The sequence below is a fragment of the Cellulosimicrobium sp. Marseille-Q8652 genome, assembly GCF_965112045.1.
This window is the reverse complement of sequence record NZ_CBCOPS010000001.1, coordinates 1,053,763-1,069,484: the sequence shown is the minus strand read 5'-3', so window position 1 is coordinate 1,069,484 and position 15,722 is coordinate 1,053,763. Positions and strand designations below refer to the sequence as shown.

14 protein-coding genes are annotated in these 15,722 nt (G+C 74.8%); 9 read left to right on the top strand and 5 right to left on the bottom strand.

Features of this window, described 5'->3' with window-relative positions:
* Positions 1-22 precede the first annotated feature (22 nt).
* The 8 genes from ACWPWV_RS04705 to ACWPWV_RS04670 all read left to right on the top strand — a co-directional run bounded on the left by ACWPWV_RS04705 (position 23) and on the right by ACWPWV_RS04670 (position 8,924).
* Complete coding sequence (locus ACWPWV_RS04705; protein WP_454041794.1) at positions 23-3,085, top strand: Na+/H+ antiporter subunit A; 3,063 nt, start codon at positions 23-25, stop codon at positions 3,083-3,085.
* The gene (locus ACWPWV_RS04700) at positions 3,082-3,633 is read left to right on the top strand and encodes a Na(+)/H(+) antiporter subunit C (RefSeq protein WP_454041793.1); all 552 of its coding nucleotides are present in this window, start codon (positions 3,082-3,084) and stop codon (positions 3,631-3,633) included. The genes ACWPWV_RS04705 and ACWPWV_RS04700 overlap by 4 nt, the downstream gene beginning before the upstream one ends.
* On the top strand, positions 3,633-5,201 hold the full coding sequence (locus tag ACWPWV_RS04695) for a Na+/H+ antiporter subunit D (RefSeq protein ID WP_454041792.1): 1,569 nt from the start codon (positions 3,633-3,635) through the stop codon (positions 5,199-5,201). Before ACWPWV_RS04700 ends, ACWPWV_RS04695 begins: the two co-directional genes overlap by 1 nt.
* Positions 5,198-5,875: a Na+/H+ antiporter subunit E gene (locus tag ACWPWV_RS04690; RefSeq protein ID WP_454041791.1), complete on the top strand. Its 678-nt coding sequence runs from the start codon at positions 5,198-5,200 to the stop codon at positions 5,873-5,875. Before ACWPWV_RS04695 ends, ACWPWV_RS04690 begins: the two co-directional genes overlap by 4 nt.
* Complete coding sequence (locus ACWPWV_RS04685) at positions 5,872-6,279, top strand: monovalent cation/H+ antiporter complex subunit F (protein WP_454041790.1); 408 nt, start codon at positions 5,872-5,874, stop codon at positions 6,277-6,279. The genes ACWPWV_RS04690 and ACWPWV_RS04685 overlap by 4 nt, the downstream gene beginning before the upstream one ends.
* The gene (mnhG, locus tag ACWPWV_RS04680; RefSeq protein WP_454041789.1) at positions 6,279-6,770 is read left to right on the top strand and encodes a monovalent cation/H(+) antiporter subunit G; all 492 of its coding nucleotides are present in this window, start codon (positions 6,279-6,281) and stop codon (positions 6,768-6,770) included. The genes ACWPWV_RS04685 and mnhG overlap by 1 nt, the downstream gene beginning before the upstream one ends.
* A gap of 229 nt (positions 6,771-6,999) precedes the next feature.
* On the top strand, positions 7,000-7,896 hold the full coding sequence (locus tag ACWPWV_RS04675) for a cation diffusion facilitator family transporter (protein WP_454041788.1): 897 nt from the start codon (positions 7,000-7,002) through the stop codon (positions 7,894-7,896).
* A 212-nt stretch (positions 7,897-8,108) separates the two neighbouring features.
* Entirely contained in the window at positions 8,109-8,924 is an 816-nt protein-coding gene (locus tag ACWPWV_RS04670; RefSeq protein ID WP_454041787.1) for a CAP domain-containing protein, read from the top strand.
* Positions 8,925-8,936: 12 nt separating this feature from the next.
* Here ACWPWV_RS04670 and ACWPWV_RS04665 read toward each other — a convergent pair whose 3' ends face one another.
* The 4 genes from ACWPWV_RS04665 to ACWPWV_RS04650 all read right to left on the bottom strand — a co-directional run bounded on the left by ACWPWV_RS04665 (position 8,937) and on the right by ACWPWV_RS04650 (position 12,948).
* A complete protein-coding gene (locus ACWPWV_RS04665; protein ID WP_454041786.1) occupies positions 8,937-9,590 on the bottom strand; it encodes a CatA-like O-acetyltransferase in 654 nt (217 codons plus the stop codon).
* A gap of 72 nt (positions 9,591-9,662) precedes the next feature.
* Positions 9,663-10,235, bottom strand: a complete 573-nt coding sequence (locus ACWPWV_RS04660; protein ID WP_454041785.1) for a methylated-DNA--[protein]-cysteine S-methyltransferase — start codon at positions 10,233-10,235, stop codon at positions 9,663-9,665.
* Positions 10,232-11,839, bottom strand: coding sequence for an AlkA N-terminal domain-containing protein (locus ACWPWV_RS04655; protein WP_454041784.1), 1,608 nt, complete (start codon positions 11,837-11,839; stop codon positions 10,232-10,234). Before ACWPWV_RS04655 ends, ACWPWV_RS04660 begins: the two co-directional genes overlap by 4 nt.
* 110 nt (positions 11,840-11,949) lie before the next feature.
* Positions 11,950-12,948: an alpha/beta hydrolase gene (locus ACWPWV_RS04650; RefSeq protein ID WP_454041783.1), complete on the bottom strand. Its 999-nt coding sequence runs from the start codon at positions 12,946-12,948 to the stop codon at positions 11,950-11,952.
* Positions 12,949-12,970: 22 nt separating this feature from the next.
* Here ACWPWV_RS04650 and ACWPWV_RS04645 point away from each other — a divergent pair, with 22 nt between their 5' ends.
* On the top strand, positions 12,971-14,050 hold the full coding sequence (locus tag ACWPWV_RS04645) for an enoyl-CoA hydratase/isomerase family protein (RefSeq protein ID WP_454041782.1): 1,080 nt from the start codon (positions 12,971-12,973) through the stop codon (positions 14,048-14,050).
* 113 nt (positions 14,051-14,163) lie between these two features.
* Here the strand turns inward: ACWPWV_RS04645 and ACWPWV_RS04640 are convergent, their stop codons facing one another.
* Complete coding sequence (locus tag ACWPWV_RS04640) at positions 14,164-15,591, bottom strand: LppM family (lipo)protein (protein ID WP_454041781.1); 1,428 nt, start codon at positions 15,589-15,591, stop codon at positions 14,164-14,166.
* Positions 15,592-15,722 lie beyond the last annotated feature (131 nt).

Here is a 15,722-nt window from a genome sequence, read left to right as displayed (position 1 = left end):
CCCGACCCGGACGGAGCGGCCCGTGCTCTACGTGCTCCTCGCGCATCTCGCGATGGCACTGGGCGCGCCCTTGCTCTTCTCCGCGCTCGGTCGGCGGGCCTTCCTCGTCCTGGCGCTCGCACCGGCGTCGGCCGCCGTCTACGCGCTCGCGTGGACGGGTCGCGTCATGTCCGGCGAGCACCCGACGACGGTCGTGGAGTGGGTGCCCGGCCTCGGGCTCGAGCTCGCGTTCCGCATGGACACGTTGTCGTGGCTCATGCTCCTGCTCGTCGGCGGCGTCGGGGCGCTGGTCCTCGTCTACTGCTCGGCGTACTTCTCGCCCACGGCCCAGGGGCTGCGCCGGTTCGGCGGCGTCCTCACGGCGTTCGCGGGCGCGATGGTCGGGCTGGTCGTGGCCGACGACGTGCTCCTGCTCTTCGTCTTCTGGGAGCTCACGACCGTCTTCTCCTACCTGCTCATCGGGCACTACGCCGACCGCAAGGCCAGCCGGCGCGCGGCCATGCAGGCCATCGTCGTGACGACGGCGGGCGGCCTCGCGATGCTCGTCGGGCTCATCGTGCTCGGGGTCCAGGCGGGCACGTACCGCCTGTCGGAGATCGTCGCCGACCCGCCCACCGGCGGCGCGGTGACCGCCGCGGTCGTGTGCGTCCTCGTCGGTGCGGTGAGCAAGTCGGCCCTCATCCCGCTGCACTTCTGGCTCCCCGCCGCGATGGCGGCCCCGACCCCGGTGAGCGCGTACCTGCACGCCGCCGCGATGGTCAAGGCCGGCGTCTACCTCGTCGCGCGGTTCGCGCCCGCCTACTCCGACACCACCGTGTGGCGGACGCTCGTCATCGCGCTCGGCGCCGGGACGCTGCTCGTCGGGGGCTACCGCGCGCTGCGCCAGTACGACCTCAAGCTCGTGCTCGCGTTCGGCACCGTCAGCCAGCTCGGCCTGATCATCCTCCTCGTCGGGATCGGCACGCGCGGCGCCGCCCTCGCGGGTCTCGCGATGATCGGCGCGCACGCGATGTTCAAGGCGTCGCTGTTCCTCGTCGTCGGTGCCGTCGACGCCGCCACGGGCACGCGCGACCTGCGTCGCCTGACCGGCGTCGGCCGACGGCTGCCCTGGACGGCCCTCGCGGGCGCGCTCGCGACCGCGTCGATGATCGGCCTGCCGCCCTTCGCGGGCTACGTCGCGAAGGAGGCGGCGCTCGAGGCCCTGCTGCACGGCGAGGGTCCCGCGTGGGTCGACGCCGTCGTGCTGTGGTCCGTGGTCGTCGGCTCCATGTTCACCGTCGCCTACGGGCTGCGGTTCTGGTGGGGCGCGTTCTCGTCGCGCAAGCAGCACGGCTCCCCGGCGCGGGCGAACGACCACCTGGACCTCCGGGCGCCGGGGCGCGGGCCCGTCGTCGAGGCGGACGAGGCGCCGATCGACCCGGCCCGGATCAAGCCCCTGCCGCCGCTGCTCGTCGTGCCGGCCGTCGTCCTCGCGGTGCTGGGCCTCGCCGCCGCCCTCGTGCCGCACTTCGGCGAGGACCTGCTCATGCCGTACGCGGAGACGTACCCGGTGGGGGAGCCGGGCCACCTCGTGCTGTGGGCCGGCTTCACGCCCGCGCTCGCGCTCACCGTGCTCGTCCTCGGGGTCGGCGTCCTGCTGTTCTGGCAGCGCTCGCGCGTCGAGCGGTTCCAGGCGTCGCTGTGGACCGGGCCCGAGGCGGACGTCACGTACCGCCGCGTCATGCGCAAGCTCGACGACGTCGCCGCAGACGTGACCGCCGTGACCCAGCGCGGCTCCCTGCCGCTGTACCTCGGCATCATCCTCACCGTGCTGGTCCTCGGTCCGGGCCTCGTGATGGTCGCCCAGACGAGCTGGCCCGAGCAGCTCAAGGCGTGGGACCGCCCCGCCCAGCTCGCCGCGGTCGTCGCGATCTGCGTGGCGTCGGTCCTCGCGGCCCGCTCGCGTCGCCGGCTCAAGGCCGTGATCCTCATCGGCATCGCGGGCTACGGCAACGCCGTGCTCTTCCTCCTGCACGGTGCGCCCGACCTCGCGCTCACGCAGGTCCTCGTCGAGACGATCACGCTCGTCGTCATGGTGCTCGTGCTGCGCCGCCTGCCCCCGTACTTCTCCGACCGCCCGCTCGCGTCCAGCCGGTGGGTGCGCCTGGGCGTGGCCGTCGCGGTGGGCGTCGTGATGATGGGGTTCGCGGTCGTCGTCCCGCTGTCACGCGTCGCGACGCCGGTCTCCGTGGACTTCCCCGAGGAGGCGTACGCGTGGGGCGGCGGCAAGAACATCGTCAACGTCACGCTCGTCGACATCCGCGCATGGGACACGATGGGCGAGATCTCGGTGCTCCTCGCCGCGGCGACGGGCGTCGCGTCGCTCGTCTTCCTGCGCACGCGCAGCGGTGAGGTGCTGCGGACCGCGAACGCACGTCTCGTCACGGGCAAGCCCGACGGCAGGGGCACGGGCGTCTGGGGCGGCGAACCAGACCCGGGCGCCGCGCTGCGCCGGCGCGGCGTGGACGACGACGCGACGCAGCCGCGCATGTCCGTCTGGCTCAACGCGGGCCGCACGCTCGCGCCGCAACGACGCTCGGTGATCTTCGAGGTCGTGACGCGCGTCCTGTTCCACTCGATGATCGTCTTCGCCCTGTTCCTGCTGTTCTCGGGCCACAACAACCCGGGCGGCGGCTTCGCGGCAGGTCTCGTCGTCGGCATCGCCCTGGTCGTGCGGTACCTCGCGGGCGGGCGGTACGAGCTCGGGGAGGCCGCTCCCGTGCACCCCGGCCTGCTCCTGGGCCTCGGCCTGTTCCTCTCCGCCGGGGCCGGGCTCGTCCCGCTCCTCTTCGGAGGGTCGGTGCTCCAGAGCGCGATCCTCGAGGTGACGGTCCCCGTGTTCGGCGACGTCAAGTTCGTCACGACGCTGTTCTTCGACGTCGGCGTGTTCCTCGTCGTCGTCGGTCTCGTCCTCGACATCCTGCGCACCCTCGGTGCGGAGATCGACCGGCAGACCGAGCGTGCCGCGGCGGGGCGCGAGCCCGGCGAGGACACCGGCCCGCTCGAGGCGATGGAGCCGGACGCGATCGGCGGTGGTCGGCGATGAACGTCATCGACATGACGCCGAGCATCGTGCTCGTCCTCGCCATCGGCGTCCTCTTCACCGCCGGCGTCTACCTGCTGCTCGAGCGGAGCCTGACGCGCGTGCTGCTCGGGTTCATCCTCATGGGCAACGGCGCGAACCTGCTCTTCCTCGTCGCGGGCGGCCGGGCCGGCGGGGCGCCCATCGTCGGGACCACGCCCGACGACGAGATGAGCGACCCGCTCGTCCAGGCGATGGTCCTCACGGCGATCGTCATCACGCTCGGTCTCACCGCGTTCGTCCTCGCCATGGCGTACCGGTCGTGGCAGCTCCACGGCCACGACGAGGTCCAGGACGACCTCGAGGACCGCCGGGTCGCGCGCCACGCCGCGCGCAACGCCCCGGCGTTCGCGGACCTCGACACGGAGGAGAGCGGCCAGACGCTCGACGACGAGGCCGCCGAGGTGCACGACGAGACCGACGCGGACCGCGACGGGATCACCGACGCACGGCTCGCCCGCAGGCGGTCCCGGCGGCACGGCACGGACGACGACGAGGGGAACGAGCGCTGATGGACCTGAGCGAGCTCGCCCGCACCGTCGTCCCCCTCCCCGTCGTGCTCCCGCTCATCGCGGCCGGGCTCACGCTCGCGCTCTGGCGCCACGCGCGCGCCCAGCGCATCATCGCGACGGCCGCGCTCTCCCTCGTCCTCGTCACGTCCGTCGTTCTCCTCGTCGCCGCCGACGGCGGGCCGATCGTGGTCGACGTCGGCGAGTGGGCGGCGCCGGTCGGGATCGACCTCGTGGCGGACCGCCTCTCGGCGCTCATGCTCACGGTGTCCAGCTTCGTCATGCTGTGCGTCCTGCTCTACTCGCTCGCGCAGGGCGTCGCCGACGGTGACGACGAGGCGCCGGTCGCGATCTACCACCCGACGTTCATGGTGCTCGCGGCGGGCGTGTTCAACGCGTTCCTGTCCGGCGACCTGTTCAACCTCTACGTCGGGTTCGAGATCTTCCTCGCCGCGAGCTACGTGCTCCTCACGCTCGGCGGGACGGGAGAGCGGATCCGTGCGGGCTCGATCTACGTCGTCGTCGCGCTGCTCTCGTCGATCATCTTCCTCGTCGCGATCGCCCTGACCTACGCGTCCACCGGGACCGTCAACCTCGCGCAGCTCTCCGAGCGGTTCGCCGAGATCGACCCCGGGGTGCGCCTGACGATCCAGCTCCTGCTGCTGCTCGCGTTCGGCATCAAGGCGGCGCTGTTCCCGCTGTCGTCGTGGCTCCCGGACTCCTACCCGACGGCGCCGGCACCGGTGACGGCGGTGTTCGCGGGCCTCCTCACCAAGGTGGGCGTGTACGCGATCATCCGCACGCAGACGCTGCTCTTCCCGCAGGACGACCGCGTCGACGACCTGCTCCTGTGGCTCGCCCTGCTGACGATGGTCGTCGGCATCCTCGGCGCCGTCGCGCAGAACGACATCAAGCGACTGCTGTCGTTCACGCTCGTGAGCCACATCGGTTTCATGATCTTCGGCATCGCGCTGGCGTCCGAGCCGGGCATGGCGGCGGCGATCTTCTACGTCGTCCACCACATCACGGTCCAGACGACCCTGTTCCTCGTCGTCGGCCTCGTGGAACGCCGGGGCGGGTCCACGTCGCTCGACCGCCTCGGCGGGCTCGCGAAGCTCGCGCCAGGGCTTGCGATCCTGTTCTTCGTCCCGGCGATGAACCTCGCCGGCATCCCGCCGCTCTCGGGCTTCCTCGGCAAGCTCGGCCTGCTCGAGGAGGGCATCGCGCAGGGCACGCCGCTCACGTGGGCGCTCGTCGTCGGGTCCGTCGTGACGTCGCTCCTCACGCTCTACGCGATCGTCAAGGCCTGGAACAAGGCGTTCTGGCAGACGCCGCCCGTGGAGATCCCCGAGGGCGTCACCATGCCGCGCGGCATGGTCGGTCCCGCGGCGGCGCTCGTGGCGTTCGGCCTGGCGCTCACCGTCGTGGCGGGCCCGCTCTACTCCTACACGGAACGTGCCGCCGCGACCCTGCTCGACGGCCACACCTACGTGGACGCGGTGTTCGTCGGCGGCTCCGAGCGCGGCCAGGGCGTCTCGAGCGACGTCGCCGAGGAGGGTGACGGCTCATGAGCCTGCACCGTCGCCGCAGCACCCTCGCCACCGGGTGGTTCCACCGCGTCACCACGCAGTGGCGCACGGTCGTCTGGCTCACGCTCGTGTGGGTCATGCTCTGGGGCGACCTGTCCTGGGGCAACGTCGTCGCGGGAGCGGTGCTCGGCGCCGTCGTCCTCGTCCTGTTCCCGCTGCCGTCGGTCGCGACCCGGGGCCGCGTGCGCCCGTGGCCGCTCCTCGTGCTGCTCGCGCGGTTCGTCGCGGACCTCGTCACCGCGTCGTTCCAGGTGAGCCTCCTCGCGCTCGACCCCCGGCGGACGCCGCACGGCGCCGTCGTCGGGGTGCGCCTGCGGAACCCGTCCGACCTCTACATGACGATGACGGCCGAGCTCAGCTCGCTCGTCCCCGGGTCGCTCGTCGTCGAGGCGCACCGGCTCACGGGCATGCTCTACCTGCACGTGCTCGACGTCGAGCAGGTGGGCGGCGTCGACCAGGTCCGTGCCGACACGCTCGCGCTCGAGGCGCGCATCCTGCACGCGTTCGCGTCGAACGAGGACCTGCGCGCGGCCGGGCTGTACCACGGGCCCGGGGGGACGCCCGCGGGCGACGACCCGGGTCAGGGCGGCGGGCGGCCGGGCCACGAGACGGGCGCGGCCCGCGCGCCGGCCACCGGGGAGAGGAGCGAGCCGTGACCGACACCGTCTACCTCGTCGTGGTCGTCGCGGCGGCGGTCCTGCTGGGGGCGGCCGCGACGTTCGCCGTCGTGCGTGCCGAGCGCGGCCCGTCGATGCTCGACCGCACCATCGCGCTCGACGTGTTCACGACGACGCTCGTGGGCGCGATCGCGCTCGAGGCCGCGTTCTCCCGCCGCACCGACACGATCCCCCTGCTCGTCGTGCTCTCGCTCGTCGGCTTCATCGGGTCGGTGACGATCGCCCGGTTCGCGTCCGTCGAGCCGGAGGGCGAGGGCCGCATCCGGACGCCGGAGGAGGTGGCGCGCGAGGACGCCGAGCGCCGCGCCGCCGAGGAGGACGAGCGCGACGCGGCGATCGACGCCGACCACCACGGCGCGACGCCCGAGGGGGAGGTGCGCTGATGGACGCCGCGTTCTGGGACGGGGTCGCCGACATCGTGTCCGCCGTGCTCCTGCTGCTGGGTGCGTTCCTCGCGTTCGCGGCTGGCGTCGGCGTCGCGCGCTTCCCCGACCTGCTCGCCCGCATGCACGCCGCGACGAAGCCGCAGGTGCTCGGGCTCATCCTCGTGCTGCTCGGGCTGAGCCTGCGCCTGCGGTCCTGGGGCGCCGTCGCCACGCTCGCGCTCGTCGTCGTCTTCCAGCTCCTCACCTCGCCCGTGGCGGCGCACATGGTCGGCCGGGCCGGCTACCGCACGGGCAAGGTCGACACCTCCCACCTCGTCGTCGACGACCTGACGCGCGACCAGGCCGCGGCCGACCGCGAGGACGTCGGGGAGCGCAGCGGGACGCCCGAGCATCCCGGCGCCGCGGGCACCGCCGACATCGCCGACACCGGTGACCCCGCCGACCACGGGAGGGCGGAGACCGCCCCGCCGGGACAGCCCGGTCCGTGACCCGCCGCCGCGCCGGGGAGTGACGGAGCGACCCGGAGCCGTGGTCCGCGCCCTCGTGCCGGGCCCTCGTGCCGGGCGCGCGGGTGCGTGGTAGACCGGACCCGTGCCCGCGAGCGACCCACCACCTCCTGCCCGCCCGACGTCGGCCGCGGGTCCTGCTGCCACGTCGCCCGGGACGAGTCCCCGGGTCGTGCAGGGAGACGGCGGTGGGGAGAGCACCCTCACCGTGGTGATCGCGTTCTTCGCGAACGCCCTCATCGCGGTGGCGAAGTCCGTCGCCGCCGCGGTCACCGGCTCCGCGTCGATGCTCGCGGAGGCGGTCCACTCGTGGGCCGACACCGGGAACGAGGTGTTCCTGCTCGTCGCGGACCGGCGCTCACGCCGCCCGGCCGACCCGACGCACCCCATCGGCTTCGGCCGCGAGGCCTACGTGTGGTCGATGTTCGCGGCGATCGGGCTGTTCGCCGTCGGCGCGGGCGTCTCGATCACGCACGGCATCCAGGAGCTCGTCCACCCGGAGCCGGCGGGCAGCTTCGGCGTCGCGTACGCGGTGCTCGCCCTTGCGTTCGTCCTCGAGGGCGTCTCGTTCCTCCAGGCGCGGCGGCAGGTGCGCGCGGAGGCTCGCCGCGCGCAGCACGACACGCTCCACCACGTCCTCGTGACGTCCGACCCGACGCTGCGCGCCGTCTTCGCGGAGGACGCCGCGGCCCTGGTCGGTCTCGTCGTCGCGTTCGGCGGCGTGCTCGCCCACCAGCTCACCGGCTCGCCCGTGCCCGACGCGATCGGCTCGATCGTCGTCGGCGTGGTCCTCGCCGTCGTGTCCGTGGTCCTCATCGACCGGAACCGGCGGTTCCTCGTGGGGGAGGGCGCCCTCCCGGCGACGCGCGACGCGGTGCTCCGCGCGATCGCGGCGATGCCGCAGGTCGAGCGCGTCACGTACCTGCGCCTGGAGTACGTCGGACCGCGCTCGCTCTACCTCGTCGCGAGCGTGGACCTCACGGGTGACGAGGCCGAGACGTCCGTCGCCCGTCGCCTCGACGAGCTCGAACGGGCGGCGACCGGCTCGGCGTTCATCGCAGGAGCGGTGTTCACCGTGTCGACGCCGGAGGAGCCCTCGCTGCTCTGAGCTCCGCGGCGCAGGTGCACATCTCGGACGAATCCCGCTAGGGTCGGGCGATGGCCCCGCCCCGCACGCCTTGGCACCGCCGGGGCGTCTCCTCCTCGGCACCGACGCCCCCGCCCGCACCCGCACCCGCACCGGTGCCGGTGTCCCGGGCCCGACGGCGCCCGGGCGCCCCCGCCCGCCACCTGCGGTCCGCTCCCGCCGCCGTGGGGGCCGTGACCACGGGGGTCGCGGCCGTGCTGGTCCTCGGGCCGTCGGTCGGGCTCGCCGCGGCCACCATGACGGGCGACGTGCGCCCCGAGCACGCCGGTCGCCTCGGTCCGCTCGTCGCCGCGCTGACCTGGTCGCCCGGGGAGCCGCCGGGCGAGCAGCTCGCGGAGCGCGGGCGCGACGCCGCCACCCGGACCGTGCCCGAGCGGGCCGCCGTCGGCACCACGGGCCCGGCCGAGCCGTCGGACGCCGCGCCGCCGAGCGCGCCCGCCACCACGGTCCCGGCCGAGGAGCCCGCTCCGGAGCCCTCCTCGGCACCGGAGGCCGCGCCCGCCCCCGCTCCGGCGGTACCGAGCGAGACGAGCGCGCCGCCGGGGACGGCCGAGCCCGCCGGGGAGAGCGCGCCGCCCGAGGCGGCCCCGACCGTCACCGCGGAACCCGGCCCGGGCGTGCTCTCGGCGGAGGGAGCGGCCGTGGTCGAGCTGACGAACGCGGAGCGCGCGGCCGCGGGGTGCGGACCGCTGGTCGTCGACGAGCGGCTCACCGCCGCGGCGCAGCTCCACAGCGAGGACATGCTCGCGCAGGACTACTTCGACCACACGAGCCTCGACGGGCGGTCGCCGTGGGACCGCGCGGAGGCGCAGGGCTACGAGAACCCGGGTGCGGAGAACATCGCGCGGGGTCAGGCCACGGCGGAGGAGGTCGTGCGGGCCTGGATGGACTCGCCCGGGCACCGCGCGAACATCCTGAGCTGCGACCTCCGGGAGATCGGCGTCGGGCACGCCGACCGCGTCTGGACGCAGCTGTTCGGTCGCGGCTGAGCCGTCGGCCGCTCAGCCGAGCCAGCCGGGAGCCGCGACGAGCTCCTCGAGCTCCTGCACGAACCGTCCGGCGTGGAACCCGTCCACGGCCGCGTGGTGCACCTGGAGCGCCAGCGGGAGCACGGTCCGGTCGCCGCGCCGCTCGTAGCGCCCGAGCGTGAAGATCGGCAGGAGGTGGTCCCACCCGCCGGCGATCTGGAGCGTGAAGCCGGTGAAGCGCGTCCACGGCAGGCTGGACACGTCGAACGTGTCGGGCGGGGCGCCGCCCTGGGGGAAGAACGTGGTCGCGGAACGGTGCTCGGCGAGCAGCTCCGCGGCGCGCTCGTGGAAGCGGCCGAAGTCGGGGTCGAACGGCGTCCAGACGTTCGCGAACGTCTCCCGCTCGGGGTTGAGGACCGTGAACGACGGGTGGAGCACGTCCCACACCGCCGGGGCGCCGTCCGGCGTCAGGCCCATCCGGAACTCGTCGTGCCGGTTGACGACCGTCGCGAGCGCCCACACGTGCGCGACGTAGCTCTTCCGCGCCGACGTCCGGAGCGCCGCGGTCAGGGCCGTCACGTCGAGGTCGACGGTCATGGCCCAGGTGCACGGCACGCGGTGGCGGTAGTGCTCGAAGTGCTCGCGGCGGGGCCAGGAGCGGGTGTCGACCGGGCGGAGCTGGTTCATGGGCCGATTCTGCGGGCCGTCGCCGCGGAAGGACACCGTATTGCGCTCCGCGCCGCCCGGCGCCCCGCCCCGTCAGCCGGCCAGGGCGCCGACGTCCCCTGCGGCGCCACGCTCCCGGTCGAGGAGGCTGCGCTTGATCTCGAGACCGTAGCGGTACCCGCCGAGGCTGCCGTCGGTCCGCAGCACGCGGTGGCACGGCACGAACAAGGCCGCGGCGTTCATGGCGCACGCGCCCGCCGCGGCGCGGACGGCGGCGGGCCGGCCCGACAGCTCGGCGTACCCGGTGTAGGTCACGGGATCGCCCGGCTCGACCGTGCGCAGCACGTCCCACGCGTGCGCGCGGAACGGACCGGACACCTGCCGGACGGGGACCGCGTCGATGGCGCGGACGTCGCCCGCGTAGTACGCGCGGACCGCGAGGACGGCGGGCGCGACGGGGGCCGCGTCGTCCGGCACGGGCGTGATGTCGGCGGGCCGCAGGTCCGGGTGGACGAGCGCGACGAGCGCGTCGACGTCGTCCGTCCACCCCGACGCCAGGACGGCGCCGTCGGGCGCGGCCACGACGGTGAAGGGTCCGTCGGGCGTGGCGACGGTGGACGTCGCGGCGGTACGGGTTCCGACGGGTCGGGCGGTGGCGGTGGTCACGGGGTCTCCTCCGGGTGGTGGGGCGTGGGAGTCGTGGGTCTGGCAGGCGGCGTCGCGGCGGCGCGCCACAGGTGCATCGCCGCGTAGGAGCGCCACGGCGCCCAGCGCTCGGCGCGGTCGCCGAGAGCGCGGCGGTCGTCGGGCAGGCCGAGCGAGCGGGCGCCGGCGCGCAGCGCGAGGTCGCCGTCGAGGAGGACGTCCGGGTCGTGCAGGACGCGCATCGCGACGTACCCGGAGGTCCAGGGTCCGACGCCGGGAAGCGCCTCGAGCGCGGACCGCATGGCGCCCGGCTCGTCCGCGGGGGACAGCGTGAGGTCGCCGTCGGCCAGGGCGCGGGCGGCGCCGAGGAGCGCGGCGGTCCGTCGTGCGGGACCGCGCACGTGGTGGGCTCCGTCCGCGGCGATCGCGTCCGCCGTCGGGAAGAGGCGCGTGGGCCCGAACCGGGAGGCGAACGGCGCGCCGAGCGCGTCCGTGAGGCGGGACAGGTGCGTGCGCGCCGCGGCGACGGAGATCTGCTGGCCGACGAGCGCGCGCACGAGGATCTCGACGGGGTCGACCGCGCCGGGGACGCGGACGCCCGGCGTGCTGCGGACCGACGGGGCCAGCGCCGGGTCCGTCGCGAGCGCGGTGTCGACGGCCGAGGGGTCGGCGTCGAGGTCGAACAGGCGACGGACGCGCGAGATGGCCGCGGGCAGGTCGGCCACGGACGTGAGCTCGAGCTCGACGTGGAACCGGGCCTCGCCCGGCACCGGGCCGTACGACGCGCGGAACGCGCCGGGACCGTGCGGGAGCGCGAGCGTGCGCGCGTAGGACAGGTGCGGCGCGTCGAGCGCTCCGACGACCTCCACGCCGTCCACCGCGCGGGCCGCGAGGAACCCGAAGATCCCGCGCGCGTCGTACGGTTCCCGCAGCGGCAGCACGAGCGTCAGCGTCGCCGGGGTGGTCGTCGCGCCGATCGGGGACGCGCGGCGGGTCGGCGCCGTGTGCGGACGCGCCCGACGACGCAGCTCGCTCGGCGTCGTCGCGAACACCTCGGTCACGGTGTCGTTGAACTGGCGGATGCTGCCGAACCCCGCCGCGAACGCGACGTCGGCCAGCGGCAGGTCCGTGCCCGTGATCAGCGAGCGCGCCGTCTGGGCGCGCAGCGCCCGGGCGAGCGCGATCGGGCCTGCGCCGAGCTCGGAGAGCAGGACGCGGTGCACGTGGCGCGGCGAGTAGCCGAGCCGCGCCGCGAGGCCGTCGACGCCCTCGCGGTCCACGACGCCGTCGCCGACGAGCCGCATCGCGCGGGCGGCGAGGTCCTGCCCGAGGTCCCAGCTCGGCGTCCCGGGGACGGCCTCGGGCAGGCACCGCTTGCAGGCCCGGTAGCCGGCCTCGTGCGCGGCCGCGGACGTGCGGTAGAACGTCACGTTCTCGGGCTTCGGGGTCCGCGCGGGGCACGACGGGCGGCAGTAGATGCCCGTCGTGCGGACGGCCGTGATGAACTGCCCGTCGAACCGGCGGTCGCGCGACGCGATGGCCCGGTAGCGCTCGGCGAACACCTGCTCGGGTGCCCCGGGCGCCGCGGGAGCGGTCGAGGGGCGGGCGGTCTGCTGCGTGGTCACGTGTCGATCCTGCCCCCCGGGCGGACCGCTGGCTAGCGGGATTCGGACACGGCGGCCGACGCGCGGCGGGCCGCGCCGGACCGGCACCGGCCTGCGGGGACCGGCCCGGCTCAGACGTGCGCGTCGAGCCAGTCGAGGCTCTCGCGCAGGTACGCGTCGCGGCCGGGGCCGGCCGAGAGCGCCAGGTCGTGCGCGCCGCCCTCGATGCTCACCACGGTGACGTCGTCGCCCAGCCGACGTGCGCGGTCCACGATGTGCGCGACGTCGAGCACCGAGTCCGTCGTGAGCAGCTCGTCGTGCCACCCCGCCGCCGGTCCGCTCCGCGCCGACGCGAGGACCAGGACCGGGCAGTCGATCGCGAGCCCGCGGGCCAGTCGGGACTGCGAGCGGCGCACGCTGCGCACGAAGCCGGCCCGCGCCGGGAACCCCTCGATCGGCTTCCAGGCGAGGTCGAAGTCCCACTCGCCGCCCGTGCTGGCGTGCAGCGCGCGCGGCCAGCTCTCGTCCAGGTGGCCGACGACGAGCCGCGGCGCGAACCGCCCGACGACGTCGATCGCCCACGTCACCGGGCCGCGGAAGAACCACGACCTGTTGAGGTCGAACCACGGGCTGTTGAGCACGAGGGCGTCGAGCACGCCGGGCCGGGCGTCGGCCCACAGGCTCGCGACGAGACCCCCCGTCGAGTGGCCGAGCACGACCAGGCGGTCGTGGCCCTCGGCCCGGACCGTGCGCGCGGCGACGTCGAGGTCCTGCGCGTAGACGGCGAGGTCGGTGACGAAGTTCGGGTCGTCGTCGGGGCGCGACGGCGCACCCGAGCCGCGACCCACGGATCGGCCGTACCCGCGCAGGTCCAGAGCGTAGAACCGGTAGCCGCGGGCCTCGAACGCCGCGGCGACGTGGGTCTGGAAGAAGTAGTCGATGTACCCGTGCACGTACAGCACGGCCGGGCGGTCGACCGCCTCGCCGTCGGCCGGCTCCCCCTGCCGACCGAGGACGGGTCCTGCCCGCCGCACGAGGGTGGCCACCGCGTCGTCGGGCAGCAGGAGGTCACGGGCGACCCAGTCGTCGCCGAGGACGTCGGGTCGCCAGTCGCCGGTCGCGGAAGTCATGCCCGACGGTACCGTGACACGGATGACGAGCCAGATCATCGCGCGCGCCGACGACGCCGTCGGCCACCTGACCCTCGACCGCCCCCGTGCGCTCAACGCGCTCGGCTACGACATGCTCGGCGAGATCGCCCAGGTCCTCGACGCCTGGCGCGACGACCCGACCGTCCGCGTGCTCCTGCTCGACGGGGCCGGCGACCGCGGCCTCTGCGCGGGCGGCGACATCCGGGAGCTGCACGCCTCGGTCGTCGCCGGTCGCACGGCCGACGCCCGGCGCTACTTCCGCCGCGAGTACGCGGTCGACGCGGCGCTCGCGGAGAGCCCCGTCCCCGTCGTCGCGATCATGGACGGCGTGACGATGGGCGGGGGGATCGGGCTGGCCGGCCACGCCACGGTCCGGGTCGTCACCGAGCGCTCGCAGGTCGCGATGCCCGAGACCCGCATCGGCTTCACGCCCGACGTCGGGGGGTCGTGGCTGCTCGCCCGGGCGCCCGGGCGGCTGGGCGAGCACCTCGCCGTGGGCGCCGTGACGATGGACGGTGCCGACGCCGTCCACGCGCGCCTCGCGGACCACTACGTGCCCAGCGAGCGCCTCGGGCTGCTGCACGACGACCTCGTGGCGCTCGCGACCTCCGGCGTCGACCCGCTCGACCCGCAGGCGGTGCACGCCGTCGCGCTGCGGCACGCGATCGAGCCACCGCCGTCGGCGCTCGCGGCCCGGCAGGAGCGCGTGGACCGCTGCTACGACGCGGCGACCGTCCCGGAGATCGTCGCGGCGCTCCGCGCGGAGGCCGTCGCGGGAGACCAGGCCGCGGGGCTCGAGGCGGACGAGCTCGAGACGCTGTCCCCGACCGCCGTGACCGTCGCGCTCGCGGCTGTGCGCAGCGCTCGTGGGCTGGCCGACCTGCGGTCCGCCCTCGAGCAGGAGTACCGTCTCGTCGCCTGGTTCGTCGACACGCAGCCGGACCTGGTCGAGGGCATCCGGGCCCAGGTCGTGGACAAGGACCGCGACCCCGCGTGGTCGCCCGCCACCCTGGCCGACGTCGACCCCGGGCTGGGTGCCGTCGCGCTCGCCTACGAGCCGGCCGAACCGCTCTGGGGCTGACCGGATGAGCCGCTCCGCGGCCGAGGTAGCACCGCAGGTCACGAGGTAGTGCCGCAGGTCGTGCCTGCCGTACTACCTCGCGACCTGCCGTACTCCGTTCGACGGGGACCTCGTCAGCTCGGCGGGCGGAGCCGCGTCGCGTCGTCGATCTCGTCGTCCCCGTCGTCGTTCCCGGAGCCGCTGTGCCCGGGGTCCGACGGCGCGGGTCCGGGCTGCGGCGGGAGCGGCTGGGTCGGCGCAGCCGGCACCGGGCCGGGCTGCGGGGGCAGCGGCTGCGTGGGTGCCGGACCCTGCTGGTACGGCGTGGTCGGCGCCTGCTGAGGGTGGCCGGGAGCGCCGGGGTGTCCGGGCTGCTGGCCCTGCGGCGGCGCGTAGGGGCCCTGCGGGGCGCCCGGGCGGCCGGGCTGCTGACCCGGGTAGCCGCCCTGGGCCGGCGGGTACTGGCCGGGCTGACCCTGCTGGCCGGGGTACGGGCCACCGGGACCGCCCTGCGGCGGGTACTGGCCCGGCTGGCCCTGCGGCGGCGGGTACTGGCCCTGCTGACCGGGCTGGCCCTGCTGGTAGGGCTGACCCGGCTGGCCGGGGTAGCCGGCGGGCGGGTACTGACCGGGCTGGCCGGGGTACTGACCCTGCGGCGCGCCCGGCTGGCCCGGGTACTGGCCGGGATACTGCGCCTGCGCGGCGCCCGGCTGGCCGGGGTAGCCGCCCTGCGCGAAGGCGGCGTTGCCGTCCTGCGCGTCGGGCTTCTTGCGCAGCACCAGCCAGAGCACGAGACCGATGATCGCGAGCAGCAGGAGACCGCCGACCAGGCCGAGGATCCACCACGGGAAACCGGCGTCCGAGTCGGCGTCGGAGTCGGCGGACGAGTCCGTGGTGCCGTCGTCGGTCGTGCCGTCGTCGGACCCGTCGGTGCTCCCGTCGCCCGGGGCGGCGGCCGCTCCGCCACCCACGGCCGAGCCGCGTGCGGAGATCTCCGTGACCTCGCCGACCACGGGGGTCCAGGTCACGGTGGTCCCGTCCACCTCGCCGTTGGTCTCCGCGACCTCACCGGGGAACGTGATGGAGATGCTGACGTCGAACCCCTCCATCATCTGGCGGGTCATCTCGTCCGACTCCGGGTCGGTGCCGTCCATGCCCATCTCCTCGTCGGACAGGTCCATCGACCCGCTCACGACGAACTCGTCGCCCTCGCGCGTGATGGAGAGGTCGTCCGTCGGGCCTGCCGACATGGAGGAGATCGGCTGGTCGGTGTACGTCAGGCGGGTGCCGGTGTAGCCGTCCTCGGCATAGGGCTCCTGCGTGGCCCCGGGCGGGAGGTCGGACTCCATCTCCGAGCCCATCTGGTCCCACAGCGCCTGCGGGTCCTGGCCGAGCGCCTCGGCGGTCTCGTCGGAGATCGCCATGACGATCGATCCGTCGGCCGTGTCGTCCTCGTTGAGCGTGAGGTCCATGTCGATCCTCATGCACCCGGCGAGGAACAGTGCGAGGGTGGCGAGGAGTGCGCCGAGTCCGAGTCGTCTGCGCAGCGGCGAGGGGTTCACGCGTCCAGCATGTCGCGGATCCGTCACGGGGGCGAGGGTCGATGCCGATTTGAGACGAACGTCCGGAGACTTCATCCCTCCCGGCCCGCAGGGCCGGGTGAGCAGCAGGCGAGCGGTAGGCGAGTCAAGTT